Here is a 23,568-nt window from a genome sequence, read left to right as displayed (position 1 = left end):
ACGGAACACACTGAAATGTCCTATCGCTCTTCCGTGTATTCTGTGTGTTCCGTGGGCCCTCACTCATGTCTCTGAGCTACGAATCCTCCGGCGTTAACTACGACCAGCTCGACGCGTTCAAGCGCGCCTGCCAGCGCGCGGCGAAAACGACGGCGACCGCCCTCACGGCGCACGGCTACGCCGAGCCGGCGAGCACTCGCGGCGAGAGCGCCTACCTCATCGAGGCCGCCGACCACTACCTCGCGCACGTCGAGGAAGGCCTCGGCACCAAGAACCTCGTCGCCGACGCCGTCTACGCGCAGACGGGGAAAAATTTCTACCGCGAGATCGCCATCGATACGGTCGCGACGATCGTGAACGACCTCGTTACCTGCGGCGCGTTGCCGATCTCGGTCGCGATGCACGCGGCCGTGGGCGAGTCCGCTTGGTTCGCCGACGCGGCGCGCATGCAGGCGCTCGTGGACGGCTGGGCCGACGGCTGCCGCCAGTCCGGCGCCGTCTGGGGCGGCGGTGAGACGCCGACACTCCGCGGCATCGTCGAGAAGGACGCCATCGTGCTCGCCGGCTCCGCCATCGGCAAAATCGCGCCGAAATCCCTCCGCATCACCGGCGACGTGCGCGACGGCGACGCGATCATCTTCCTCGCCAGCTCCGGCGTGCAGACCAATGGTCTTTCGCTCTGCCGCCTCATCGCCTCGAAGCTCCCGCAGGGCTACCAGACGCCCATCGGCCACGGCGACCCGCGCACGTATGGCGAGGCGCTGCTGGCGCCATCGGTGATCTACGTCGCCTTCGTGCGCGAATGCCAGCGGCGCGGCCTGAAACTCAACTACGTCGCGCACGTTACCGGTCACGGCTGGCGCAAGCTCATGCGCCTCGACGAGTCGTTTGTCTACGAGATCACGACGCCGCGCGAGCCGCTCGCGCTGTTTAAGTTTCTCGAGCAAGCCGGACCGATCTCGCGCCGCGAAATGTATGCGACCTTCAACCAAGGCGTCGGCTTCGCCGCCTACGTCGCGCCCGAGACCGCCGAGGCCGTGGTCGCCGCGGCGCGTGCATCGGGCTACGACGCCTGGCTCGCCGGCCGGGTGAAGAAGGAAGGCGCACGCAAGGCCGTCGTCATCCCGTCGCTCGGCCTCGAATACGACGGCAGCACGCTGCAGGTGCGGTGAGTCAAGGTAGGGCGGACAGCGTGGGTTCGATGTGGGAGCGAGCTTGCTCGCGACGGCTGCCACTATGGCAACCCGGACAACCATGCCGGCTCGGGCAAACCTTGGTTCAGCGTGGGCATGAACCATCTCTCGTCCTCGATTCCGCACACGAACCAAGGCCATTTGTCTTCCGTGGCAACCAATCCGGCGCGATATGGGTTCAGGAAAACGTAGTGAAAATACCCGATCTGCTCTTCTCGCGGACGAAGACGGTGATCAAAGTAGCCTTGCTGCCAGCTTAACCCGGATTGGCGTAGCGCGGACGCGGTTCTGGCCTTTAGTCGGGCCATGGCGCGGCCAAGCGGCAGTCGGTCTCCCAGCGTCGCGAGCAGATGCACGTGATCGGGCATGATGGTCGCGCAACGGATCGCCCAAATGCAGTCACGCTCCATGAGTTTCAGCTTCTTCGACGATCTCTTGGGCGAGTTCGGCGCGGTGCAGCCCTGGCGCACGCTCAGCAGTGCAGAAGGTCAGGAAGTATGACTCGCCGGTCGCCGAGAAGCGGCCAGTCCGAAGCGCACGGTAACCCTTGGCTGGGTCGGTGGACATGTTGCACGGTTACGAATGCGCTGCGTCGCGAGCAAGCTCGCTCCCACAAGATGGGCGGGGCTTCATCCGCCGTAGCACTCGAGGTATTTCACGCCCGCGCCGGTGTTGAAGAGGACGACGGATTCGTCGTGTCGCACCGTGCCGCTCGCGAGGAGGTGTTTGAGCGCGGCGTAGGTCGCGGCTCCTTCCGGGGCGACGAAGAGGCCTTCGGACGCGCCGACTTCGCGCGTGCAGGCAATCATCTCGTCGTCTGGCACGGCGACCGCACCGCCGCCGGACGCGCGCAGGATGTCGAGCATGATGAAATCGCCGATCGCCTTCGGCACGCGCAGGCCGGACGCGCGCGTCTGCGCGCCGACGTGCTCGGCGGCGAATTTCTCCCCGGCCTGAAAAGCGCGGACGATCGGCTGGCAGCCGGTGGCTTGCGCGCTGAACATCCGCGGACGTCTTGAGTCGATCCAGCCGAGACGCTGCATCTCGTCGAAGGCCTTCCACATGCCGACGAGCCCCGTGCCGCCGCCGGTGGGATAGATCACGACGTCGGGCAGTTGCCAGTCGAGTTGTTCGGCGAGTTCGTAGCCGAGGGTCTTCTTGCCCTCGACGCGGTAAGGCTCCTTCAGCGTCGAGACGTCGAACCAGCCTTCGGCGGCCTTGCGCTTCGCGACTTCCGCGCCGCAATCGGTGATGAGGCCGTTGATGAGCGTGACGTGCGCGCCGAGTTCACGGCACTCGATGATGTTGGCCTTCGGCGTGTCGGCCGGCATGAAAATGTGCGCCTCCATCCCGGCGCGGGCGGCGTAGGCGGCCATGGCGCCGGCGGCGTTCCCGGCGGAGGGCACGGCGAGTTTTTTCAGCCCGAGCTGCTTCGCCATCGAGACGGCGGCCGACATGCCGCGGGCCTTGAAGCTCTGCGTCGGATTCTGCGACTCGTCCTTGATCCAGAGTTGGCCGACGCCGACGCGGGCCGCGAGACGCGGCGCGGGCAGGAGCGGCGTGAAGCCTTCGTCGAGCGTCACGATGTCGGCGTCGGTGCGCACGGGCATGACCTCGCGGTAGCGCCACATCGAGGCGACGCGGCCGCGCAACGCGTCCTTGGTGAGCGTGCGCGCGGCGGCGGCGAGATCGTAGGCGGGGTAAAGCGGCTTGCCGCAGCAAGGGCTGACGTTTTGCGGGCGGCCGGCGTCGTGCTTGGCGCCGCAGGCGGTGCAAACGAGGTGGGTGAGGTGCACATGCGGAGCGCAGCAGAATTTTTCCAGTGGCGGAAGCCGGAACGCGCCGCGGCCGTTCGGCTGGGCCGCCCGACGCCGCGGCGCTGGGTTTGCTCGGGAGAGCCCCGGGGATTGTCACGTATTAAGTGACAATCCCCGCGGGCATGGCGTGGGCGGGGCGCGCGGCGAAGTTGCCGACTAATCGACTTTGCCTTGGGTGGGAGCGGATGAGTTTGCGCTGTGCATGCGGGCCGCTTGCGGGCACGCTGCGGCCATGGAAAAACGCCCGTTTAGCGAACTCGGCCTCTCGCCGGAAATTTTGAAGGCCGTCGACAAGATGGGCTTCGAGGAGGCGTCACCCATCCAGACCGCGGTCATCCCCCACGCTCTCACCGGGCGCGACGTGGTCGGCCAGTCGGCGACGGGCTCGGGCAAGACGGCGGCGTTCGCCATCCCAACGATCGAAAAGGTCGATGCGTCGAAGCGCGGCGTGCAGGCGCTGGTGCTTTGCCCGACGCGCGAGCTGGCGGTGCAGGTCGCCGAGGAGGTGGGCAAACTGGGGTCGTTCAAGAAGGGTCTGCTCGAGCTGCCGATCTACGGCGGTCAGAGCTACGAGCGCCAGTATCGCGGGCTCGCCGCCGGGGCGCAGATCGTCATCGGCACGCCGGGCCGTGTGATGGATCACATGGAGCGAGGTTCGCTCAAGCTCGACGGCTTGCGCGTCGTCGTGCTCGACGAGGCGGACCGGATGCTCGACATGGGTTTCCGCGACGACATCGAACGCATCCTCAGCGCGGTGCCGGAGACGCGGCAGCTGCTGTTCTTCTCGGCGACGATGCCGCGGCTGATCCAGGACATGATCAAGCGCTACAGTCGCGATCCGGCGTGGGTGCGGATCGAGGCGCACGCGGCGAACGCGCCGCAGGTCGAGCAGGTGTTCTACGAGGTCGACCGCCGCTCGAAGGGCGAGGCGCTCACGCGGCTCATCGACCTGCACGATTTCCGCTACGGCATCATTTTTTGCAGCACGAAGGTGATGGTGGACGAGCTCGACGAACAGCTCCACTCGCGCGGCTACGCGGTGGATCGGCTGCACGGCGATCTCAGCCAGATGCAACGCGACCGCGTGATGGACAAATTCCGGCGGCGCGGTTTCGAGTTTCTCATCGCCACCGACGTTGCGGCCCGCGGTCTCGACGTCGACGATCTCGAAGTCGTCTTCAACTACGACCTGCCGAACGACGCCGAGGATTACACGCACCGCATCGGCCGCACGGGGCGCGCGGGCAAGACGGGCGTGGCGATGACCTTCGTGAGCGGACGCGAGATCTACAAGCTCCAGAGCATGGCGCATTACGCGCGCCTGAAGATCGCGCGCGGCCGCATCCCATCGCTCGACGAGGTCGAGGAGGCGAAGGAGGAGGCGTTCGTCGAGAAGCTGCGCCGCGTGCTCGACGCGAAACAGTTCCGCTCGCACGAGCGCGTCGTCGACGCGTTGCTCGAACAGGGTTACGCGAGCACGGACATCGCGTCGGCCGTGATTCATTTGCTCAAGGGCGGAGCAGTCGAGGCGGTTGGGGCGGATGAGCCTGCCCCATCGAAACCCGCTGCCGCGACGACCGCCGTGAAACCACCGCCCGCTTGGGTGGCCGCGGCGAAAGCCGAGAAGGTGGCGCGCGTCGAACCCGAAGCGCCCAAGGAGGCCGCCGCCAAACCCGTTGCGCCAACCCCGCCCCGTTCGGCCGAACCGGAAGGCGGCGCGCGATCGATGGAAAAACCCAAGAAGCGCGGCTACGAGCGCAAGCCGCGCACGGGACGCGAACCGGGCTACACGGTGGTTTCGCTCAACGTCGGCGCGCAGCACGAGATCACGCCGGCGGATATCGTCGGCAAGATCGCGGGTGTCACGCGTCTGCCGGCCGCGGTGGTCGGGGCGATCGACATCCATGAGGGCCATTCGCATGTCGATGTCGCCGCCGAGGTGGCCGATACGGTCGTGAAAAAGCTCGAGGGCATCCGCCTGAAGAACGTCGCGCTGCATCCCGCCGTCGTGGTGCCGGAGAGCTGATCCGCGCGCGCTTGGCGGCATGAAATCGAGTCCGCTTTCGCCCGAGACGCACACGGCGGAGGACGTCATTCGCCTGCTGAACCTCGCGCCGCTGCCGGGCGAGGGCGGATGGTTTCGCCGAACGGCGGAGTCGGAGTTGCGTGTGATGGGTGGCGGGCGGCGCGCGTGTTCGGCGATCTACTTTCTGGTCACGCCCGAGGTTTTTTCAGCGCTGCATCGGGTCGATGCCGTGGAGACGTGGTGCTTCCACGTCGGCGATCCAATCGAGTTGCTCGTGCTCGATGCCCAGCCCGGTGCGGGCCGGCGCGTCGCGCTCGGCCTCGATTTCACGGTCGGGCAGGTGTTGCAGGAAATGGTGCCGGCGGGCGCGTGGCAGGGGGCGCGGTTGAGGGCGGGCGGGCGCTGGGGACTGGTCTCGTGCGTGGTCGCGCCGGAGTATGTGGAGCGCGGTTTCGCGCTGGGTGTTCGGGCGGAGTTGACGGCGAGCCATCCGGCTTTTGCGGCGGAGATCGCGGCGCTGACGCGTTGAGCAGATTAGCCGGACGTGCCGCTTGACAGAGGTTATTCACACCCGTAACCCATTTGCCGTCATGCTTACCGCGCTCGATCAGCCGGTGTTGGTGCTCAACCGCCTTTGGCAGGCGGTGAACATCATCGGCGCGCGCCGGGCCTTCGCGCTCCTGGCTCGCGGGCATGCGCAGGTCGTCCACCAGACCGACGACGCGTTCAAGACCTTCTCGCTGATGGATTGGGTCGATTTCTCGACCTACAATCCGCCGATCGATGCGCTCGAAACCGTGCACACGATCAACCGCTCGATCCGCCTGCCGCGCGTGATCCTGCTGACGTTTTTCGACAAGCTGCCCTGCAAGGAGCTGAAGCTGACGCGCAACAACGTCTTCGAGCGCGACGGCGACCGCTGCCAGTATTGCGGGAGCGTGTTCGACCGCGAGCAACTCAACCTCGACCATGTCATCCCGCGCCACTACGGCGGCAAGACGACGTGGGAGAATATCGTGTGCTCGTGCATCAAGTGTAACACGAAAAAGGCCAACCGCCTCCCGCACGAGGCGCACATGCGCCTGATGCGCAAGCCGGTCCGCCCGAAGTGGCGCCCGGTGATCTCGCTCGTGCTCGGCAACCACGGCCACGAAAAGTGGAAGGATTTCCTCGACCTCGCGTATTGGAATGTAGAGCTCGAGGAATAGTGGCACACCCCGCCATTGCGTTAGCTACCCCAAGCAAACCCGAAAACGGCCGGCCCACGCACCGGCCGTTTTTGTTTTTGCGGCGAAAGGTGCCGCGCCGCGCGCTGCGGCTCCCGGGTGACCCGACCTCTCAGAAGGCGGGCCGGGGAGGCGACCCCCGAGTCCCGCGCCCGGAGGTCGCGGGCTACCGGCACGGCAGGCGAGGTTACTTGGCGAAACGCGCGCGCAGGGCGCCGATGCTCCAGATCAGACCGAGCAGGGTGAAGATCGCGAAGTAGGCGCGGAAACGCGGCGGCGTGCCGCGGAAAACCACGAGCACCACGACGCACGCGAGGAGCCAAGCTAGCATCACGAGCGCGGCGGCGAAACGTGAGCGGCGCGCGGAGTTGTCGGTGCCGTTGCTCAAACGCGGTAGTCCTCGCGCACGGGAGCGAACACGTCGAGCACGCGCACGGGCGTTAGGGTTTTGCCGCCGTGCAGGACATTCGCTGGGATGATGGCCGCCATGCCGGGTTCGAGGACGGTCGTCTCGCCGCCGACGGTGAACTCGAAGCGCCCCTCGAGCACGTAGGTGAACTGTTCGTGCGGGTGCTGGTGGACAGGCACGAGGGTGTTGGCGTCGAGATGCACCTCGCCGCAGGTGCTGCGCTCGAGGTGCGCGTAGTGGCCGCGAATCGTGCCGTTGAAGATTTCCTTGGCGGGCAAGGAGGCGAGCCGGGCGAAGGGCATGGGGCGGGTGGGGAAAATCAGGAGCGCAGCGGCAGCGTCACGCGCATCGTGGTGCCTTGCGGGCTGGTGCTCACCAGGGAGAGCTCGCCATGGTGATCCTTCACGATGCGTTGGGCGATGCCGAGGCCGAGGCCCGTGCCGTCGGCGCGGCCGGAGAGGAAGGACTCGAAGATGCGCGTGCGGATCGCTTCCGGGATGCCGGTGCCGCTGTCGGTGAAGTCGATGTGCACGACTTGGCCGACGGCGCCGGCGGCTTCGGTGAAACTGACGGACAGCGTGCCGCCGTGCGGCATGGCTTGGACGGCGTTGAGCGCGAGGTTGAGGAAAACCTGTTGGAGCTGACCCTTGTTCGCCTCGACTTGCAGCGGGCGTGGCGGCGGGGTGTAGCGCAGTTGCACGCCGGACTGGCCGAGCTTCGCGCGCAAGAGGAGCAACGTGTCCTCGATGATGCCGGCGAGTTGCCAGCGCGAGTGAATGACGCCCGGCGTGCGGGCGAACGAGAGCACCCGGGCGACGATGCCTTCGAGTTGCTCGATTTTTTCGGTGATGACCTGGAGGTCGCGACGGCGCGGATCATCGGGTGCGAAATCCGTGCCGAGCGCGCCGTGGAGGAGCTTGATGACGGTAAGCGGATTCCGGATCTCGTGGGCGATCTCGGCGGCGAGGAGGCCGAGCGTCGTGAGCGTTTGGGCCTTGCGGAGGGATTCCTCCGATTGAAAGACGCGCGCGTAGAGCCGGGCGTTGTGCAGCGCGACCGAGGCGAAGCTGGCGAGCGCGGCGAGCAGGCGCTTTTGCGCGTCGGAAAAGCGGTGCGGGCGGTTCGTATAGATCGCGAGGACACCCGTCGGCGCGCCGTCGACGAGGAGCGGCGCAGCGAGCATCGAGCAGAGCTCCGGATCGGCGGGCAGGTCGACCGCGCCGTGTCCGGCGGTGCCGGTGAGTTCCTGGAACTCGACGACCTTCCCGACGCGCAGGGCGGTGGCGATGAGCGAGTGCTCGGCGCCGAACGGCTCGCGGCGGAGCGCGGAGTCCGAGAATGTCATTTCGCTGCTCCACGCCTGGAGTTCGAACATGCGTTGCGACGGGTCGCAGGCGTGCAACGTGCAGAGGCGGGCGTCGAAGAGGCTGCGGCCGGAGCGGGTGAGGGTGGTGAGGAGATCGCTTTCCTCGAGGCGGGCGACGAGCGAGTGGCCGAGTTCGACCAGCGTCTCGAGCTGGGCGGACTCGCGCTGGAGGCGGTCGAGTTGCCAGATGCGATGGAGCGTGCGGCCGGCTTGGGCGGCGAAGCGCGCGAGGCGTTTGAGATCCTGCTCGGTGAAGGCGTGCGGGTGATCCGAGTCGAGGTTCAGGCAGCCGATGGCCTGCTCTTGGTAGATAAGCGGTGCGGCCATTTCGCAGCGCACGGTGGCGCGCGCGGCGATGTAGCGCGGGTCGCCGACGACGTCGGGCACGAGCAGCGGTTCCTTGTGCAACGTGGCCCAGCCGGTGACGCCTTGGCCGAGCTTGAGGGCGAAATTGCCGGTGTCGGTCGGCAGGCCGTGGTGCTTGGAAATCTCGAGGTAGCCCGTGTGCGGATTGAGCAGGCAGAGCGAACCGCTGTCGGCGGGGAAGGCCCGCATGAGTTCGCTCAGGAGCGCGTTTTCGGCGGCGGCGACGGATTCGTCCTCGGACGCCAGCGCGGCGATGCGATAGAGGACCGCGAGGTCGGCCGCGGAATCGTGGATACCGGAGACCGGAGAGTCGGAAAGGTTAGGGTTAGCGTCCACGTCGAGCGGTTTTGATCGAAGCTACGACAATCGAGAGGATTTCATCGCCCTCGCGCTGCAGGTCGGCGCTGCGAGCCGCGGGCAGACGCTTCGTGTCGATGAGTGTTTCGAGCCAGAAGAGGGTTTCGTCGCACTCTTCCTCGACGATCGCCATCTTGGCGATGAAATCGGCTCGTGATTTGCCCCGCACGGCAGCCCGGTAATTGGCCGCGACCGATGTGGAGCAGCGGACGAGCTGGCGGACGAAGACTTGCGAAATCGGGTCACTCGGCAGCGATTCGGCCACGGATACGGCCCGCAACGCAAAGGCTTTCGTGCGAGCCTTGAACTCTTCGCGCGTCATGCGCGGCCAGTCTATCCGGTTTACGCGATCCGCAATCCGGTTTTCTCAGCTCAATGCCGCACCGGCGGCGACGACGAGAGTGTCGCGGAGGATTTTCAGGCGTGGGGCGTCGACGGGGCGCGCGTCGGACGGTTCCAAGTGGAAGGCGTCGATCGCGAGCCCGCGCTCGGTGTGCACGCGGGCGGCGGTGAGATTGAAGCCCTGGTCGGCGATCACGTGGCCGACGCGGTAGAGCAGGCCGAAGCGGTCGGCGGCGTGCACCTCCACGATCACGCGCGGCGTGGCGATCTCGAGATAGACTTCGACCACCGGCGCATCGAGCGACGAGGCGGGCGAGGCGAACTTGGCCGCTTGGGCGCGGATGGCGGGGGCGAGGTCCTTGTTGCCGACGAGAGCGGACTCGACGGTGCGGGCGAAGACCTCGCGCGCGATCTCGTCCTGCACGGCGCCGTGCGCGGCGTCGGTGACGATGAAGCTGTCGATCGCGATGTGGTCGGTGCGCGTGGTGATGCGCGCGGAAAGGATGTTCAGGCCCGCGACGCTGAGGGCGCCAGCGAGCTTGTAGAACAAGCCCGCGCGGTCCCACGTGACGACGTGGGCCACGCTGCAGCCGCGCTCGGGCAGGTCGCGCCACTCGATCACGGGGCGCAGCGAGCCGAGGGAGTCGGCGGCCGAGATGTTGTGGAGCAGGCGATTGACCATGCCGATGTGCAGGGCGACGTCGGCCTCGTCCGTCTGGGCGAAATAGCGCTCGGGGAGGAGATTGAAGTGCGCGGCGATCTCCTCGGCGCTGACGCCGGAAACGGTCTGGGCGATGTGCTGTTGGCTGATCAAGTGTCGCTTCATGGATGCCGGAACCGTGCCAAGGATTTTGGGAATTTGACGCGAAATGCGGCACCGGCGAGAGGGATTTTTCGCGGTTTCCGGGCGGCGCGACGGCTTCTGAAAAATTCTCGTTGACGGCGCTGCGCGCGCTCCCTTTGTTCGGCCTCTCTCTCGCGGGTGTAGCTCAGTTGGTAGAGCACCACCTTGCCAAGGTGGACGTCGAGAGTTCGAGTCTCTTCGCCCGCTCCATTTTGAAAAGGCCGCCGGAATCAACCCCGGCGGCCTCTTCTTTCCCGGAACGACAAACGCAGGGAGACTTTCAAAAACCGCTGGTTTCCAGCGGCTTTTTTATTAATCCTCGGCGCGTGAACGCCTCCGAGTTCTTCGCCCTGCCGCCGTCGTTGGCGCGTTTCGCCCCGTTTTTTCCGGCCGAGGTGCCGCCGTGGGAGTGGCTGAAGCAGATCGGCGCCGCGCTCGGCTCCGTGGAGTTCGGGCACCTCGCGTTGCACGTCCCGGCGGGCGTCCACATCGAGGGCAAGGTCTGGCTCGACCGCACGGTGAAACTCCCGCCCTATGCCACGATCATCGGCCCGGCGTGGATCGGCGCGCGGACCGAGATTCGCCCCGGCGCCTTCATTCGCGGCAACGTCATCGCGGGCGAGGGCTGCGTCATGGGCAACGCCAGCGAGTTCAAGAACTGCCTGCTGCTCGATGGCGTCCAGGCACCGCACTACAACTACGTCGGCGACACCATTCTCGGCAACAAGGCCCACCTCGGCGCCGGCGTCATCTGCTCCAATCTTCGCCTCGACCAAGCCGAGGTGACCGTCCGCCTCCCGTCCGGCCCTGTTGGCACGGGCCTGCGCAAATTCGGCGCGGTGCTCGGCGACGCGGCCGAGGTCGGCTGCAACGCCGTCCTCAATCCCGGCTCCGTGCTGGGCAAACGCGCCCTCGTGATGCCGTGCATGCCGTTCAGCGGCTACCTGCCGCCGGCGACCATTGCCCACGCCCGCACCTCGGTGACGCAGATTTCGCGCCGCGATTGACTGGCGCTGAACAGGGAGCGGCCTTGCTTTCCCCGCGCCGCCTCCCTTTCACTTCTCCTTTTCCCATGCCTCGCGTTCTCACCGGCATCACGCCCTCCGGCACCCTGCACATCGGCAATTACTTCGGCGCCATGCGCCCCGCCATCGAGCTGCAGGCCGGCGGCGATGCGTTCTATTTCATCGCCGACTACCATTCGATGACCGCGCTGACCGACGCCAAGGAGCGCCGCGCGTTCACGCACGGCATCGCGCTCGACTGGCTCGCCTGCGGCCTCGATCCGCAGAAGTCCGTTTTCTGGCGCCAGAGCGACATCCCGGAAGTCTGCGAACTCACCTGGCTGATCGGCTCGCTCACGCCCATGGGCCTGCTCGAGCGCGCCCACAGCTACAAGGACAAGACCGCGAAAGGCATCGAGGCCAACTTCGGCCTCTTCGCCTATCCCGTGCTCATGGCCGCCGACATCCTCCTCTTCGACACGAACGTCGTCCCCGTCGGCAAGGACCAGAAGCAGCACCTCGAGATGACGCGCGACATCGCGATCAAGTTCAACCACACCTACGGCGAGACCTTCGTCATTCCGGAGGAACGCATCAGCGAGAGCCTCGCCGTCATCCCCGGCCTCGACGGCCAGAAGATGTCCAAGAGCTACGGCAACACGATCGAGATCTTCGGCGACGAGAAGGCGCTGCGGAAAAAGATCATGGGCATCGTCATGGATTCCCGCACGCCGCAGGAGCCGAAACCCGATGCCGACAAGAACCTCGCCGTCCAACTGCTCAAGCTCTTCGCGCCGGCGGACGTCGCGACGGATTTCGAAAACCGCCTCCGCGCCGGCGGACTCGGTTACGGCGACCTGAAGAAGGCGCTCTTCGAGCACTACTGGAATTTCTTCGCGCCCTACCGCGCCCGCCGCGCCGAACTCGTCGCGAACCCGGACTACGTCGAGCAAGTCCTCCGCGAAGGCGCCCAACGCGCCCGCGCCGTCGCCGAAAAGACGCTAGCCCGCGCACGGAAGAATTGCGGGCTGAGGTGAATGGCCCTGTGTGCCGGCGCTCGTTAGTGCCTGGCAATCACTGCGCCAGCTGCCAAAAAATCAGTGCACCAAGTCGGTGTTGAGGATCGCCCATGTTCTAGCCCTTTGTTCGCCTGCTTGGCTCTATGGCACAAGGGCATGCGGATGCTGCTGTAACGTGTCGGCGAAAATGTTCCGACCCTTGGGCGCATAGAGCTGTTTATCCAAATATTCCGTGATAATAGCGATCGCGGCATTCAGCTCGTTAGGATCAACTGGTGGGTGACCGCTGCCGCGTGTCGGATGGCTAGTTGCTTTTGTGCAGCCGAGCCAAATGTCGGCGAGCTTCTGTGCCTCAACGCCCGCCAGGGGGAAAAGTGGAGCATCCAACTTATCGATGCGCCAATCATGGGGCTTTTGCGCCGGCCTGCTTGGGCTACCGTTTTTATCTGAGCTGATTCCGAGAAAGTCGATCAGCCACCGTGTTGCGGTTAAGCGACCTTCCCAGACAGCGTTGTCGATACAGAGAAGAGCGACAGAATCAGCAGGTAAAGCGACCCTCGCCTCGTAGCCAGCTGTCCTGACTTTGTCTTTCCCAAATCGTTCCTGAAGCTTTCGAACAAGCATTTCTGTGCCAGCAATGGCAGCCCGAACACGGTGGGGAATATGCTGCATATACCAATCAAGATACGGGTCTGGATTTGGAGTGGTCATATCGAACCTCCTTTTTTGCCGAACAGTGTTTTTCTCGGTAAGTGAAAGCAGTCACTCAACTGTTGGCCCGTGACGTAAAGGGAGAGCGATACGACGTGCAGCAGCAAGACTGCTCTTTGTCGGTCGCGCATCGACAAGCGCGGTGCTCTGAGCTTCTCTTCGCTTCGTCATGAGCCAACCCCACTCGGACATCGGTCGTGCGCGGCAGCGTGAAGTTTACCTCGCTGGTGTCGGTGGACGGCGTCCGCGCGTGCCGGTGGCGTCGGCGGAATTGGAGAAGGCGGCGCAAGGCGTGATCGCGCCGGAGGCGTTCGCCTACATCGCCGGCGGCGCGGGGCGTGAGGGGACGATGGCCAACAATCGCGCGGCGCTCGACCGCTGGCAGATCGTCCCGCGGCGGCTGCGCGACTGTGAAACGCGCGACACGTCGGTCGAGTTGTTCGGGCGCAAGCTTGCGACGCCGCTGTTGCTCGCACCGATCGGCGTGGCGGAGATGGCACACGCCGACGCCGATCTCGCCGTGGCGCGCGCGGCGGCGCGTTGGGACGTGCCGCACATTTTTTCCAACCAAGCCTCGGTGCCGATGGAGGCGTGCGCGGCGGCGATGGGCAATGCGCCGCGTTGGTTTCAGCTCTACTGGAGCAAGTCGAACGACGTCGTCGCCTCGTTCGTGCGGCGCGCGGAGGCGTGCGGGTGCGACGCGATCGTGCTCACACTCGACACGACGATGCTCGGCTGGCGGCCGCGCGATCTCGACCTCGGGTATTTGCCGTTTCTCGAAGGGAAGGGCATCGCGCAATACACGAGCGATCCGGTGTTCATGCGCGAGGTGCGGGAGGCGGGCGTCGAAGCCGCCGCACCGAAGCCGCCGCTCAATCTCCAGACCATCGCCACGGCGCTGGCGCAGAAGGCGAATTTTCCGGGCGGGTTGCTGAAGAATCTCGCGTCGTCCGACCCGCGCGCGGCCGTGGCGCGATTCGTGGCGACTTACTCGCGCTCGAACATCACGTGGGATGACCTGAAGTTTCTGCGCGAGCACACGAAGCTCCCGATCGTGCTCAAAGGCATCCTGCACGCGGAGGATGCGCGGCTCGCGGTGCAGCACGGCGCGGACGGCATCATCGTCTCTAATCACGGCGGCCGGCAGATCGACGGCGAGATCGCGTCGATCGATGCGTTGCCGGGCATCGTGGCGGCGGTCGGCGGGAAGATTCCCGTGCTGTTCGACAGCGGCGTGCGCGGCGGCGCGGACGTGTTCAAGGCGCTCGCGCTCGGCGCGCGCGCGGTGTGCCTCGGGCGTCCTTACGTCTACGGCTTGGCACTGGCGGGCGAAGCGGGCGTGAGCGAGGTGATCGCGAACGTGCTCGCGGAGTTCGACCTGACGATGGGGTTGGCCGGCTGCCGGAGCGTGGGGGAAATCACGCCCGCGGCGCTCGTGCGCGCCTGACGCGGCGGACGAATGCTCCGCCGAGCGCGGCGAGCCCGGCGAGCAGCGCGTAGGTGGACGGCTCGGGCACGGCGCTGGCGCCGGTGTAGGTGAGCGCGAGGTCGTTGCCGCCGTTGGCGAGCGCGAGCGCCCAGGTGCCGTCGAACGAGTTCGCGAAGCCGGACGTGTTGAGGTTGAACTTGTCCGCGGAGAAACCGCTGATGCCGGTCGTGGTGCTGACCAAGGTGAACGAATAGCTGGCGCTGGTGGAAAACCCGGTTGCGAGCCCGGCGACGTTGCCGGAGGTGAGCGAGGTGAGATCGATCGTGAACGGATCGACGTTGGTGGCGCTGATCGTGAGTCCGCCGGTCACGCTCAGGAGGTCCCAGCCGGGATCGGCGCCGGCGGTGCCGTTGACGTTGTTGATTTCCCAGAGGTAGGTGCCGCCGCTCGCGAAGGTCGTCGCGCCCGCGTGCAACGTGCCGGGCGAGTTGCCCGGTGCGATCGTGCCGCCGCTGTCGACCGTGAGGGCGCCGAGCGTGCCCGAGCCAGACAAGGTGCCGCCGGCGACGGTGAAGGCGCTGTTGGCGGCCGAGCCGCTGAGTTTCAGGGTGCCGCCAGAAAGGGTGGTGGCGCCGTTGTAGGTATTGGTGCCGGACAGTGTCAGCGTGCCGGAGCCCAATTTCGTCACGGCGCCGGAGCCGGAGATGACGCCGCTGTAGGTGAGAGCGTCGGAGCGGTTGAAGGCGAGGGTAGCGTTGTTGGTGATGTTGCCGGCGAGGCTGCCGCTGGTGCCGCCGTTGCCGATTTGCAGCGTGCCGGCGGAGACGGTGGTGGTGCCGCTGGCGGTGTTCGTGCCCGAGAGGGTGAGCGTGCCCGTGCCGCTCTTGGTGAGCCCGCCGGTGCCGCTGAGCGCGCCGGAGAGTTCGGAGTTGGTGGACTGGTTCACGGTGAGCGTGGCGCTGCCGAGGGTGACGTTGCCGGCGCCGGAGAGCTGGCCGATGGTGCGGTTGGTGTTGATCAGATCGAGCGTCGCGCCCGACGAAATCGCCACGGTGCCGCCGGACGAATTGGTGTCCGCAATCTTCAACGTGCCGGCCTGCACGTTGATCCCGCCGGTGAAGCTGCCGCTGTTCAGCGTCAGGGCGCCACTGCCGGCCTTGTTGAGCGCGCCGGAGCCGCTGACTAGGCCGACCAGTGTCACATCGAAGCCGTTGGTATCGATCGTGGAATCGGCTCCGTTGAGCATGAAACTGCCGGTCGCGCTGGTGAACGCAGCGCCCGCTCGAAAGGTGCCGCCGGAATTAAGGGAGAAACCTGAGCCGGTGATGGCGGAGGCGGTCGCGACGGCGTTGGTGACGTTGAGCGAGCCCTCCAGCGCCGTCATGGTCACAGCACCTTGGTTGATCGTAAGGGAGCCTGAGTTTTTTCCGCTGAGAGCCAGGGTGCCTGCACCGGTTTTGACGATGCTGGCGGTATTGGTCACGAGGGATTTGTTGCTGGGGTCGATGCCGACAGAGATCGTGTAGCCGTTGGTATCGATGGTGAGTGTGCCGTTACTCGCGACCGAGATGTTACCGCCCAGGCTGAGATTGCCAGTGGCCTGAAGGGTGGCGGTCCCGCCAAACTGGGAGACCGAGGTTTGGAAAGAGCTCCCGCCGATCGTGCCGCTGGTAGCGAGAGTTTGCCCGTTGGTCAGAGTGACTTGGCTGTAGAGCGAGTGAGGAAGAACCACGATCGCGAAAAAGCAGGGCAAGCCGCGAGCGAGCCGAGCGAGGAGGGAGGAGCGGGAGGCGCCGGAGTGCATGGCGCCGAGAAACACGCCGCGAGCGCCGCACGCGATGGGCGGGTGACGAGCGACGCAGCTTTGTGACGAGTTACGACGCGTCCTCGGCTCCGAGATGAGGTTTGAGGTCGGCGGTGAAGCTGCGGCTGACGGGCACGGGCGTCTTCACGCCGGCGAGAGAGAGTTCGAACGTCTCGCGCGTGTCGCGGCGGTGGCTCTCAATGGCGGCGACGTTCACGATCGCCTGGCGGTGCACGCGGAGGAATTGCGCGGGCGGGAGCAGGTCTTCCCAGGTCTTCATCGTGCGACGCGTCAGCAGGCGCTCGCCGCTGCGCAGCAGGACGTCGGAGTAATTTTCGTTCGAGAGGACCGCGCTGATCTCGGCGAGCGGGACGAAGCGTTTGCCGTCGTCGGTCTGGATGAACACGGAGTCGTCGGCGCGGAAGGCGGCGCGCGGCGCGGCGGCGGATTCACCGGTGGCCTTGGCCAGTGCGACGGCGAAGCGCTCGGTGGAGACGGGCTTGAGCAGGTAGTCGAGGGCATTCACCTCGAAGGCGCGCACGGCGAACTTGTCGAACGCCGTCACGAAAATGATGCGCGCGCTGCGGGCGACATGCGGCACGAGGTCGAAGCCGTTGCCGCCGACCAGCTGCACGTCGAGGAAGACGAGGTCGTAGTCGTGCTCCTCGAGCCGCGCGCGGGCCTTGGCAAACGTCGCCGCCTCGCCGACGACCGTGTGGCTGGCGTAAGGCGACAGCAGCCAGCGCAACTCGGCGCGGGCGGCGGCTTCGTCGTCGATGAGCAGGACTCGTCGCATCGGACCGGGAGAGTGGGCGATCGGCGAGGGCGAAGGAAAGCGCACGGTGACAAGCGACGCAGACTGAGTGACGAATTACGCGCCGCCGGCGCTGCCGCCGAGCGGCCGGTGCAGGCGGAGCCGCATCACGACCCACGGGCCGGCGGTCTCCGTCTTGAATTCGTGGGCGCCCGGAAAATAGCGGGCGAGGCGCTGCCGGAGGTTTTCGAGGCCGATGCCGGTGGACGGCGCGGAGTGCGCGCCCGGCTCGAGCCATTCGCCGGTGTTGGCGACCGTAATCTCGATGCCGCGCGCGCCGTCGCGATGCACGGTCAACTTGACGCCGAGTCGCTCGGGGCTGGTGGCGGCGCCGTATTTCACGGCGTTCTCAACCAAAGGCAGCAGCAGGAACGGTGGCAGGGCGAAATTCTCGAGGAACGGATCGGACTCGATCTCGACCTGCATCAGTTCGCCGAGGCGCGCCTGCTCGATCTCCAGGTAGGCGCGCAGCAGGCGCAGTTCCTCGCCGAGCGTCATCGCGGTCTCGGCGTCGCCGGGGCGATGGAGCGTGAGGCGGCAGAAATCGGCGAGGCGCACGACCATCGCGCGCGCGGCGACGGGGTCCTGAATGATTTGGGCGCAGACGGAATTGAGGGCGTTGAAGAGGAAGTGCGGATTGAGTTGGTAGCGCAGCACCTCGAGCCGGGCCTTTTCCTCGGCGAGTTGCGCGGAGGTTTTTTCGTCGAGTTCGAGGCGATGCAGGCGGGCGAGTTCGAGGTTTTGCTCGTGGAGTTCGCGCGTGCGGAGCGCGACGGCGGATTCGAGCTGGGTGTTGCGGCGTCGCAATGCGGCCGTGCGCAGGCGGAACAGGCCGACCACGGCGGCGAGAAAGGCGAGCGCGTAGGCTACGAACGCCGCGCGCGTCAGCCACCACGGCGGCGCGATGCGGAAGGCGAAGGATGCCGGCGGGCTGACGCGGCCGCTCATGTCGCGCGCCTCGACGGAGAATCGCAGGTCGCGGTAGGGCAGGTTGGTGAAATCGCGTCGCGTGGCCTCGCTCCACGCGGTCCAGTCAAGTTCGTAGCCTTCGAGCCGGGTGCGGTATTGGGTGATGGTGCGGCCGCGGTAGTCGGGTTGCAACGTCGGGGCGGCGAAGGAGATCGAGAGGGAATCTTGCGGGGCGGTGAGTTCGCGCGCGGCGCCCACCACGCTCGGATCGAAACGCAGCGTGCCGTCATGCGTGCGGATTTCGCGGACGAAGACCCGCAACGGTGGCGGCGGCTGCACTGGACGCCAGTCGAGCGCGATCGATACGAGCATGCCTTGCCCGGCCAGCCACACGGTGCGCGCGGCGAGGTCGGGATAAAGGCTGTTGGCGATCAAGCCGGTGAGCGCCGGTGCGGACAGCGGTTCGAGTCGCCACGCGTCCGGCGAAACGGGCACGATGCGCGCGATGGTGCGCGTGGGCGGACCGAGGCGGACCCAGAGGTTTCCGTCCGTGTCGCGTTGCGCCTCGGTGACGCCGAGCTGGCGGCCGTCGAGATTCGCGATGCGCAGCTCCGGCTCGAAGCGGTCGCGGGCGGAATCATAGCGGTGGAGCGAGGTTGCGCTGCCGACGACGAGTGCGCCTCCGAGTTCGAACAGGAGCGGCTCGTCGCGTCGACGCACCAGCGGGAGCCCGTCATCGGGACCATAGGCGCGCGCCGGGGCGTCGGGCACGAGGCCGGCGCGAAAATCCACCCGCCATGTCGTGCCATCGGGATTCGTCGCCCAGACGTAGCCGTCGCCTGTGTCGAGCAGGTTGGTGATGGCGCCGCGCACCGCTTTCACGATGCCGAGGGGATTCAGTTTCTCGCCTGCCCGGCGATAGAGCCACAGTCCGGTGGTCGAGCCGCCGATGAGGCAATCGGCCTGGCGGCGCGAGACGATGAGCGGCTGGAGCACTTGGCGGGCGAGCAGGCCCATCGAGCCATCGGGCAGCAGCTGGCGAATCGCGCCGGAAGTGACGAGCAAGCGCCCGTCGTGGACGGCGAAGCGATTGGCACCGGCGCGCATGCCGGGAAGTTCGTGAAATTGCCCATTCTCCTCGAGGACGGCCAGGCCTTCGGAGTGCGCGACGAAAAGACGTCCGTCGTGCCGGAGCAGCGCCCGCGGGCCGCCTTGCAGGCCTTGGGCGGGACCGTGGATGGCGAAGGGACTGTCGAGTTGGATGCGCGTGACGCCGCTGCGTTGCGCGAGCCAGAGTCCGCCTTCGGAGTCCTCCATGAGATGGTCGATGCGGTTGCCGGGCAGGCCGGCATTGCGGTCGACGTGTTGGCGCAGCGCGCCGGAGGCGTCGTAGACGAGCAGGCCCTCGCGCACCGTGGAGCAGGCATAGCCGCCGTCGCGCAACAGGACCGCCGCGGTGATCTGGCCTTCGCTGAACAACTCGCGGGGCGCGAGGAATGTCGCCTCCGCGTGCGCGGCGCCGACGACGGTGGCGAGGACGCCGCGGTTGGTCGCGAGTCGCCAGCGTCCGTCCGCGGCGAGACGGGCGTGGTAGACGATGCGATTGGTGCTGCGCGGCGGCTCATCCAGCGCGAGCGGCAGATGGCTCGGTTCGAGGAGGCGGTCGTGCAGTTCCAGCACTTCGCCGCCGCTGAGCGAGAGATAGACGGTTTCTCCCGCGGCCCACAGGCTGGTGATCGCGGTCGCGGGCTCGATCGAGAACGCTTCGCCGCCGGCCTGCGGAAACACGAACAATGTGCGCGGACTGGCGAAGGCGACGAGTTGCGCCGTCGCCGCCGAAAAACCGATGCTGCCGATCTCGCGATTCGCCGGCGGGAGCCGGTCGATTTGCGAATGCGCGCGCAGCAGGCCGTTCGCGTCCGGCTCCAGTTTCGCGATGTCGTCACCCGCCGCCCACAGGTTACCGCCGTGGTCCAGCACCAGCGTGCGGGCGCGCCCTTCGTTCGGAAACTCGATCAGGCGCCACGCCGCCGAATCGAATTCGAGCACGCCATAGTTGTTGGCGACGTAGATGAATCCTGTCCGCGGGTGTTGGAGAATGTGCCAATTGATGGGCGAGGCGCCGTAGTCTTCACTTGTCCAGATTTTCAGGAACGGCGAACCGGTGCGCTCCGGTCCCGGGACGGTGGCGGCAGCCAAGGCGGTGGCGGCGGCGCAAACGACCAGCCAGAGGCAGGCGAGGCGTGGAGCGGCGAGTCTCACGGGAGGGGCAGGCGCGAACTAGGAGGTAAACGCCGCGTGCGGCGAGTGCGTATTTCGGCGCGGTGCGGCGTGATCCGGGATCGTCCGCGTGCGACACCCGGCAGCGCGCCAGCGCTCAAATCACCGCGTAGTGCGGGCGCGGCAGGGCGGCGATGCGGGCGAAAATGCGCTCGGAGGCGAGCTGATAGCGCTCCTTGCCGGCGGACGGATCGTCGTATTCGGCGGCGGTGATCGGGGGGCCGAACACGACGTCGACGCGCGTGCCGAAGCGCGGCACGGACGCACCGCGGCCGAACGCCTCGAACGAGCCGTAGATGCGCGCGGGCACGACGGGCGCGCCGGTCTTGCACGCCATCAGGCCGACGCCGGCCTTGGGCTTCTGCAATTGGCCGTCGGACGAACGCGTGCCCTCCGGGAAAAGGATGATGCCGCGGTTGTCGTGCAGCGCTTGGAGCACTTTGCGGATCGCGCCGACGTCGCCGCTGTCGCGATCGACCGGGATGCATTCCACGCGATCGAGCCACCAGCTGAAAATTTTCCCGTTCCACAGCGTCTTGCGGGCGAAGGGGCGCATCTGGCGCGGCACCTGGCAGCCGACGAACGGCGGGTCGAGCAGGCTGGCGTGGTTGCCGGCGATGAGGAAGGGGCCGGTCGCGGGAATGTGCTGCGTGCCGGCGACCTCGCCGCGGAACCACATCGAGTGCCACTGCGCCACCCAATAGTGGAAGAACGAGTAGAACGGCCGCATCGTCAGGTGGTCGGTCGTGCGCGGCATGGCGGGTCAGGCTCCGATCTTTTCCGCGATGAGCTTGGCCATCGTGTCGACGACCTGCTCGAGCGTGAGGAACGTGCTGTCGATCGCGATCGCGCCCTGCGCGCTTTGGTTGAGGCGCACGCTGTCGATCGTGTCGCGTTTGCCGATGACATCCTGCCGGCCTTCGGCGGCGCGGCGTTTGGCGCGCTCGGCCGGATCGGCGAAGAGGAAGAAGCGGCAGTCCGCGTCGGGAAAGATCTTCGAGCCGATGTCGCGGCCTTCCATCACGAGGCCGCGGAAGCCGTGCTGCTGCGCGACGTCGGCCTGGCCGCGCTGATAGCCGATGAGCACTTCACGCACCTCGGGCACGGCGGAGTATTGGGCGACGTGCTCGTTCACGGCGGCGCTGCGGATCTCGTCGCCTGCCGGCTGGCCGCCGATGAGCATGCGCGCCGAGCGGCCTTCGAGGCGGGTGTCGAATTTCAGCTCGGGCAACACCGCGCGCAGGGCGGGGAGATCGGTGTGCGGCACGCGGCGGCGCAGCAGCTCGCTCGTGAGGTGCCGGTAGAACGAGCCGGTGTCGACGTGGAGCAGGTTGAATCGCTCCGCGAGGATGCGGGACGAACTGGATTTGCCGGAAGCGGCGCCGCCATCGATGGCGACAATGATGAACGGAAGGCCCATGCGCGTCTCAATGTGAGCCAGCGTGCAGGCGGGCCAGCAAGTCAAAGAATTCCGGGAAGGTCTTTCCGCAGCAGGCTGGGTCCTTGATCGTGAGCCAGGGTCGGCCGTCGCCGTGGAGGTCGTGGCAGCCGAGGATGCCGAAACTCATCGCGAAACGGTGGTCGTGATACGTCTCGATCGTCGCGCCGGAGACGAGCGGGCGCGGGTGGATTTCCAGCGAATCCTCCTGCTCGATGACGTGCTGGCCGAGCTGGCGCAGCTCGCGCGCCATGCCGGCGACGCGGTCGGTTTCCTGTTTTCGCGTGTGGGCGATGCCGCTGATGCGGGTCGGTCCGTCGAGCAGCGGCGCGAGCGCGGCGAGGGTGAGGAAGGTGTCGGAAAACTCGCGGAAGTTCTGCGTCACGCCGTGGTGGCGCGCGCCGTGCGCGGCGGAGCAAGTGAAGACTCCGTCGCGCGCCGCCGTGGCGAGGCCGACTTCGGCGAGGACATCGCGGAACTTGAAATCGCCTTGGAGCGAGCCGTGGTAGTTGGGCAGCGCGAGCTCGCCGCCGGTGACGAGCGGCAGGGCGAGGAAGTAGCTGGCGGCGGATGCATCGCCCTCGATGTCGTAGACGGCGGGCGCGGGCGAAAATTGTTTCACCATCGCCTCGGTCATCACGACGAACGGCTTCGAGCCCGCCTCGCTCGTGAGGCGCACGGTGAGCGGCGTGCGCGCGTGCGGTGCGACCATGAGGAGCGCGGAAAGCATCTGGCTGCTTTCCGAGGCGTCGAGTTCGACCGGGCCGCCGGGCAGGCCCGCGGTGCGCAGCGTGAAGGGGAACGCGCGCGAGTCGGCTTGCGCGCCTTGCAGCGCGAGCGCGTCGAGCAACGCGCCGATCGGGCGGCGGCGCATGGCCTGGTCGCCGTCGAAATGATAGACGCCATCGGGCCGCAGGCAGACGAAAGCCGTGAGAAAACGTGCGGCGGTGCCGGCGTTGCCGATGTGCAGGCGCGCTTCGCGGTTCGGGATTTCGCCGCCGCGACCGGTGATCGTGATCGTCAGCGCGGTCTCGTCGAATTCCACCGCGAAGCCGAGCGCGCGCAGCGCAGCGATCATGATGCGCGTGTCGCGGCTGAACAGCGCGCCGCGCAAGGTGACGGTGCGATCGGACAGCGCGGCGAGGATCAGCGCGCGGTTGGTGATGCTCTTCGAGCCGGGCAGGGTGACGCGGCCGCGCACTGGGCGCGTGAAGGGCGAAATAGGGAGGGAGGGCGGAAGAGGCGGCATGTTTCGTTGCGGGAGCGACCTTGGTCGCGACGGTCGCGTGCCAGCACGCTCCCACAGGTCAGAATCATGGAATCGGGCGGAATTGGTCGCGGTAGGCGCGACCGCGTTCGAGGATGGCCTGCACCTCGAACCAATCGCGGTTGGCGAGTGCGCGCTCCATGCCGTGCAGTTCGTCCTGATAGGCGCGCAGGGCGCGGAGCACCTCGTCGCGGTTCTGCTCGAGGATGGTTTTCCAGAGTTTCGGGTCGCTGCCGGCGATGCGGGTCGTGTCGCGCAGGCCGCCGCCGGAGAAATTGCGCCAGCCGTGCTCGCGCTTCGCGAGTGCGGCGCAGAGCGTGGAGGCGAGCACTTGGGGAAGATGGCTGATGTGCGCGACGATCTCGTCGTGCGCGTCCGGCGCGACAGTGGCGACCTGGGCATCGAGCGCCTGCCAGAACGCCGCGACGCGGTCGGAGGCGACGGGCGCGGTTTCCGGGAGCGGCGTGACGAAGACGACGCGGCTCTTGAAAAGATCGGGGCGGGCGTGTTCCCAACCGGTTTTTTCGGAGCCCGCCATCGGATGCGAGCCGACGAAGGTCGCCCGGCCGGCCAGCGCGGCGGTGGCGTGGCGGCAAATCTCGCCCTTCACGCTGCCGACGTCGGTGACGAGCGTGTGCGGCGCGACGCTGCCGGCGATCTGTTGCGCGAGCGGAACGATTTGATCAACCGGCGAGCAGATGACCACGAGGTCGGCGTCGCGCGCGGCGTCAGCCGGCGTGTCGGCGATGGCGTCGCACCACGGCTGGTCGCGGAGGGCGAGTCGCGTCTCGGGTTTGCGCGACCAGATCGTCACCTGCGTGGCCGCGCCGAAATGTTTCGCCGCCTGCGCGACGGAGCCGCCGAGCAGGCCGGGAGCGAGAATCGCGAGCCGGGTGAACATCCCGGGCACCAAACCGAGGTGACACACGGTTGTCGAGCCCCGCGCC

Annotated in this window: 22 protein-coding genes and 1 tRNA gene; 8 read left to right on the top strand and 15 right to left on the bottom strand. The window is 66.9% G+C overall.

Going from position 1 to position 23,568, the window contains the following annotated elements:
• Nucleotides 1–65 precede the first annotated feature (65 nt).
• Nucleotides 66–1,172: a phosphoribosylformylglycinamidine cyclo-ligase gene (locus tag KF715_04560; GenBank protein MBX3735941.1), complete on the top strand. Its 1,107-nt coding sequence runs from the start codon at nt 66–68 to the stop codon at nt 1,170–1,172.
• Between the two features lie 62 nt (nt 1,173–1,234).
• Here KF715_04560 and KF715_04555 read toward each other — a convergent pair whose 3' ends face one another.
• Both KF715_04555 and KF715_04550 read right to left on the bottom strand, forming a co-directional pair.
• Nucleotides 1,235–1,663 carry a transposase gene (locus KF715_04555; protein ID MBX3735940.1) on the bottom strand — a complete coding sequence of 143 codons (429 nt, stop codon included), beginning with the start codon at nt 1,661–1,663 and terminating at the stop codon, nt 1,235–1,237.
• A gap of 159 nt (nt 1,664–1,822) precedes the next feature.
• Nucleotides 1,823–2,989 (bottom strand): threonine synthase, encoded by a 1,167-nt coding sequence (locus KF715_04550; protein MBX3735939.1) that lies wholly within the window; start codon nt 2,987–2,989, stop codon nt 1,823–1,825.
• 253 nt (nt 2,990–3,242) lie between these two features.
• Between KF715_04550 and KF715_04545 the strand changes: the two genes are divergently transcribed.
• The 3 genes from KF715_04545 (at nt 3,243) to KF715_04535 (ending at nt 6,244) form a co-directional block, all read left to right on the top strand.
• A complete protein-coding gene (locus KF715_04545; GenBank protein ID MBX3735938.1) occupies nt 3,243–5,036 on the top strand; it encodes a DEAD/DEAH box helicase in 1,794 nt (597 codons plus the stop codon).
• 19 nt (nt 5,037–5,055) lie between these two features.
• Nucleotides 5,056–5,565 carry a cupin domain-containing protein gene (locus KF715_04540; GenBank protein ID MBX3735937.1) on the top strand — a complete coding sequence of 170 codons (510 nt, stop codon included), beginning with the start codon at nt 5,056–5,058 and terminating at the stop codon, nt 5,563–5,565.
• Between the two features lie 61 nt (nt 5,566–5,626).
• Nucleotides 5,627–6,244 (top strand): HNH endonuclease, encoded by a 618-nt coding sequence (locus tag KF715_04535; protein MBX3735936.1) that lies wholly within the window; start codon nt 5,627–5,629, stop codon nt 6,242–6,244.
• Nucleotides 6,245–6,449: 205 nt separating this feature from the next.
• Here KF715_04535 and KF715_04530 read toward each other — a convergent pair whose 3' ends face one another.
• The 5 genes from KF715_04530 to KF715_04510 are packed head-to-tail and all read right to left on the bottom strand — an operon-like array spanning nt 6,450 to nt 9,928.
• On the bottom strand, nt 6,450–6,650 hold the full coding sequence (locus tag KF715_04530; GenBank protein MBX3735935.1) for a hypothetical protein: 201 nt from the start codon (nt 6,648–6,650) through the stop codon (nt 6,450–6,452).
• Entirely contained in the window at nt 6,647–6,973 is a 327-nt protein-coding gene (locus KF715_04525; protein ID MBX3735934.1) for a cupin domain-containing protein, read from the bottom strand. The genes KF715_04530 and KF715_04525 overlap by 4 nt, the downstream gene beginning before the upstream one ends.
• Nucleotides 6,974–6,990: 17 nt before the next feature.
• Nucleotides 6,991–8,739, bottom strand: a complete 1,749-nt coding sequence (locus KF715_04520; GenBank protein MBX3735933.1) for a GAF domain-containing protein — start codon at nt 8,737–8,739, stop codon at nt 6,991–6,993.
• Nucleotides 8,729–9,082 (bottom strand): four helix bundle protein, encoded by a 354-nt coding sequence (locus tag KF715_04515; protein MBX3735932.1) that lies wholly within the window; start codon nt 9,080–9,082, stop codon nt 8,729–8,731. Before KF715_04515 ends, KF715_04520 begins: the two co-directional genes overlap by 11 nt.
• 45 nt (nt 9,083–9,127) lie before the next feature.
• Nucleotides 9,128–9,928, bottom strand: a complete 801-nt coding sequence (locus tag KF715_04510) for an ACT domain-containing protein (protein MBX3735931.1) — start codon at nt 9,926–9,928, stop codon at nt 9,128–9,130.
• Between the two features lie 152 nt (nt 9,929–10,080).
• Between KF715_04510 and KF715_04505 the strand changes: the two genes are divergently transcribed.
• The 3 genes from KF715_04505 to trpS all read left to right on the top strand — a co-directional run bounded on the left by KF715_04505 (nt 10,081) and on the right by trpS (nt 11,987).
• A tRNA-Gly gene (locus KF715_04505) sits at nt 10,081–10,156 on the top strand.
• Between the two features lie 116 nt (nt 10,157–10,272).
• Entirely contained in the window at nt 10,273–10,953 is a 681-nt protein-coding gene (locus tag KF715_04500) for a UDP-N-acetylglucosamine diphosphorylase (protein ID MBX3735930.1), read from the top strand.
• Between the two features lie 65 nt (nt 10,954–11,018).
• On the top strand, nt 11,019–11,987 hold the full coding sequence (trpS, locus tag KF715_04495; GenBank protein MBX3735929.1) for a tryptophan--tRNA ligase: 969 nt from the start codon (nt 11,019–11,021) through the stop codon (nt 11,985–11,987).
• A gap of 123 nt (nt 11,988–12,110) precedes the next feature.
• Here the strand turns inward: trpS and KF715_04490 are convergent, their stop codons facing one another.
• A complete protein-coding gene (locus tag KF715_04490; GenBank protein ID MBX3735928.1) occupies nt 12,111–12,680 on the bottom strand; it encodes a hypothetical protein in 570 nt (189 codons plus the stop codon).
• Nucleotides 12,681–12,849: 169 nt separating this feature from the next.
• Between KF715_04490 and KF715_04485 the strand changes: the two genes are divergently transcribed.
• On the top strand, nt 12,850–14,127 hold the full coding sequence (locus KF715_04485) for a lactate 2-monooxygenase (GenBank protein MBX3735927.1): 1,278 nt from the start codon (nt 12,850–12,852) through the stop codon (nt 14,125–14,127).
• On the opposite strand, the gene KF715_04480 is transcribed toward KF715_04485, so the two are convergent.
• From KF715_04480 to KF715_04450, 7 genes are all read right to left on the bottom strand, one after another.
• Nucleotides 14,099–15,841: an autotransporter-associated beta strand repeat-containing protein gene (locus tag KF715_04480; protein ID MBX3735926.1), complete on the bottom strand. Its 1,743-nt coding sequence runs from the start codon at nt 15,839–15,841 to the stop codon at nt 14,099–14,101. The two genes, KF715_04485 and KF715_04480, sit on opposite strands and share 29 nt — an antisense overlap.
• Nucleotides 15,842–15,983: 142 nt before the next feature.
• Nucleotides 15,984–16,709 carry a response regulator transcription factor gene (locus KF715_04475; GenBank protein MBX3735925.1) on the bottom strand — a complete coding sequence of 242 codons (726 nt, stop codon included), beginning with the start codon at nt 16,707–16,709 and terminating at the stop codon, nt 15,984–15,986.
• 75 nt (nt 16,710–16,784) lie between these two features.
• Nucleotides 16,785–19,898, bottom strand: coding sequence for a histidine kinase (locus KF715_04470; GenBank protein ID MBX3735924.1), 3,114 nt, complete (start codon nt 19,896–19,898; stop codon nt 16,785–16,787).
• 115 nt (nt 19,899–20,013) lie between these two features.
• The gene (locus KF715_04465; GenBank protein MBX3735923.1) at nt 20,014–20,646 is read right to left on the bottom strand and encodes a 1-acyl-sn-glycerol-3-phosphate acyltransferase; all 633 of its coding nucleotides are present in this window, start codon (nt 20,644–20,646) and stop codon (nt 20,014–20,016) included.
• A 33-nt stretch (nt 20,647–20,679) separates the two neighbouring features.
• Nucleotides 20,680–21,336 carry a (d)CMP kinase gene (locus KF715_04460; protein MBX3735922.1) on the bottom strand — a complete coding sequence of 219 codons (657 nt, stop codon included), beginning with the start codon at nt 21,334–21,336 and terminating at the stop codon, nt 20,680–20,682.
• 7 nt (nt 21,337–21,343) lie between these two features.
• Nucleotides 21,344–22,603, bottom strand: a complete 1,260-nt coding sequence (gene aroA, locus KF715_04455) for a 3-phosphoshikimate 1-carboxyvinyltransferase (GenBank protein MBX3735921.1) — start codon at nt 22,601–22,603, stop codon at nt 21,344–21,346.
• Nucleotides 22,604–22,667: 64 nt separating this feature from the next.
• Nucleotides 22,668–23,522, bottom strand: a complete 855-nt coding sequence (locus KF715_04450) for a prephenate dehydrogenase/arogenate dehydrogenase family protein (GenBank protein ID MBX3735920.1) — start codon at nt 23,520–23,522, stop codon at nt 22,668–22,670.
• Nucleotides 23,523–23,568: the final 46 nt, after the last annotated feature.

Origin of the sequence: Candidatus Didemnitutus sp. (assembly GCA_019634575.1) — a bacterium.
GTDB lineage: Bacteria > Verrucomicrobiota > Verrucomicrobiia > Opitutales > Opitutaceae > Didemnitutus.
Note: the sequence above shows the minus strand (reverse complement) of the source record. Positions and strands in the feature narration are given on the sequence as shown.

Coding starts and splice junctions, on each gene's coding strand:
- KF715_04515 (MBX3735932.1), bottom strand. CDS start 9,082: ATGACGCGCGAAGAGTTCAAGGCTCGCACGAAAGCCTTTGCGTTGCGG.
- KF715_04485 (MBX3735927.1), top strand. CDS start 12,850: ATGAGCCAACCCCACTCGGACATCGGTCGTGCGCGGCAGCGTGAAGTT.
- KF715_04525 (MBX3735934.1), bottom strand. CDS start 6,973: ATGCCCTTCGCCCGGCTCGCCTCCTTGCCCGCCAAGGAAATCTTCAAC.
- KF715_04465 (MBX3735923.1), bottom strand. CDS start 20,646: ATGCGGCCGTTCTACTCGTTCTTCCACTATTGGGTGGCGCAGTGGCAC.
- KF715_04510 (MBX3735931.1), bottom strand. CDS start 9,928: ATGAAGCGACACTTGATCAGCCAACAGCACATCGCCCAGACCGTTTCC.
- KF715_04535 (MBX3735936.1), top strand. CDS start 5,627: ATGCTTACCGCGCTCGATCAGCCGGTGTTGGTGCTCAACCGCCTTTGG.
- KF715_04475 (MBX3735925.1), bottom strand. CDS start 16,709: ATGCGACGAGTCCTGCTCATCGACGACGAAGCCGCCGCCCGCGCCGAG.
- KF715_04490 (MBX3735928.1), bottom strand. CDS start 12,680: ATGACCACTCCAAATCCAGACCCGTATCTTGATTGGTATATGCAGCAT.
- aroA (MBX3735921.1), bottom strand. CDS start 22,603: ATGCCGCCTCTTCCGCCCTCCCTCCCTATTTCGCCCTTCACGCGCCCA.
- KF715_04540 (MBX3735937.1), top strand. CDS start 5,056: ATGAAATCGAGTCCGCTTTCGCCCGAGACGCACACGGCGGAGGACGTC.
- trpS (MBX3735929.1), top strand. CDS start 11,019: ATGCCTCGCGTTCTCACCGGCATCACGCCCTCCGGCACCCTGCACATC.
- KF715_04460 (MBX3735922.1), bottom strand. CDS start 21,336: ATGGGCCTTCCGTTCATCATTGTCGCCATCGATGGCGGCGCCGCTTCC.
- KF715_04545 (MBX3735938.1), top strand. CDS start 3,243: ATGGAAAAACGCCCGTTTAGCGAACTCGGCCTCTCGCCGGAAATTTTG.
- KF715_04450 (MBX3735920.1), bottom strand. CDS start 23,522: ATGTTCACCCGGCTCGCGATTCTCGCTCCCGGCCTGCTCGGCGGCTCC.
- KF715_04560 (MBX3735941.1), top strand. CDS start 66: ATGTCTCTGAGCTACGAATCCTCCGGCGTTAACTACGACCAGCTCGAC.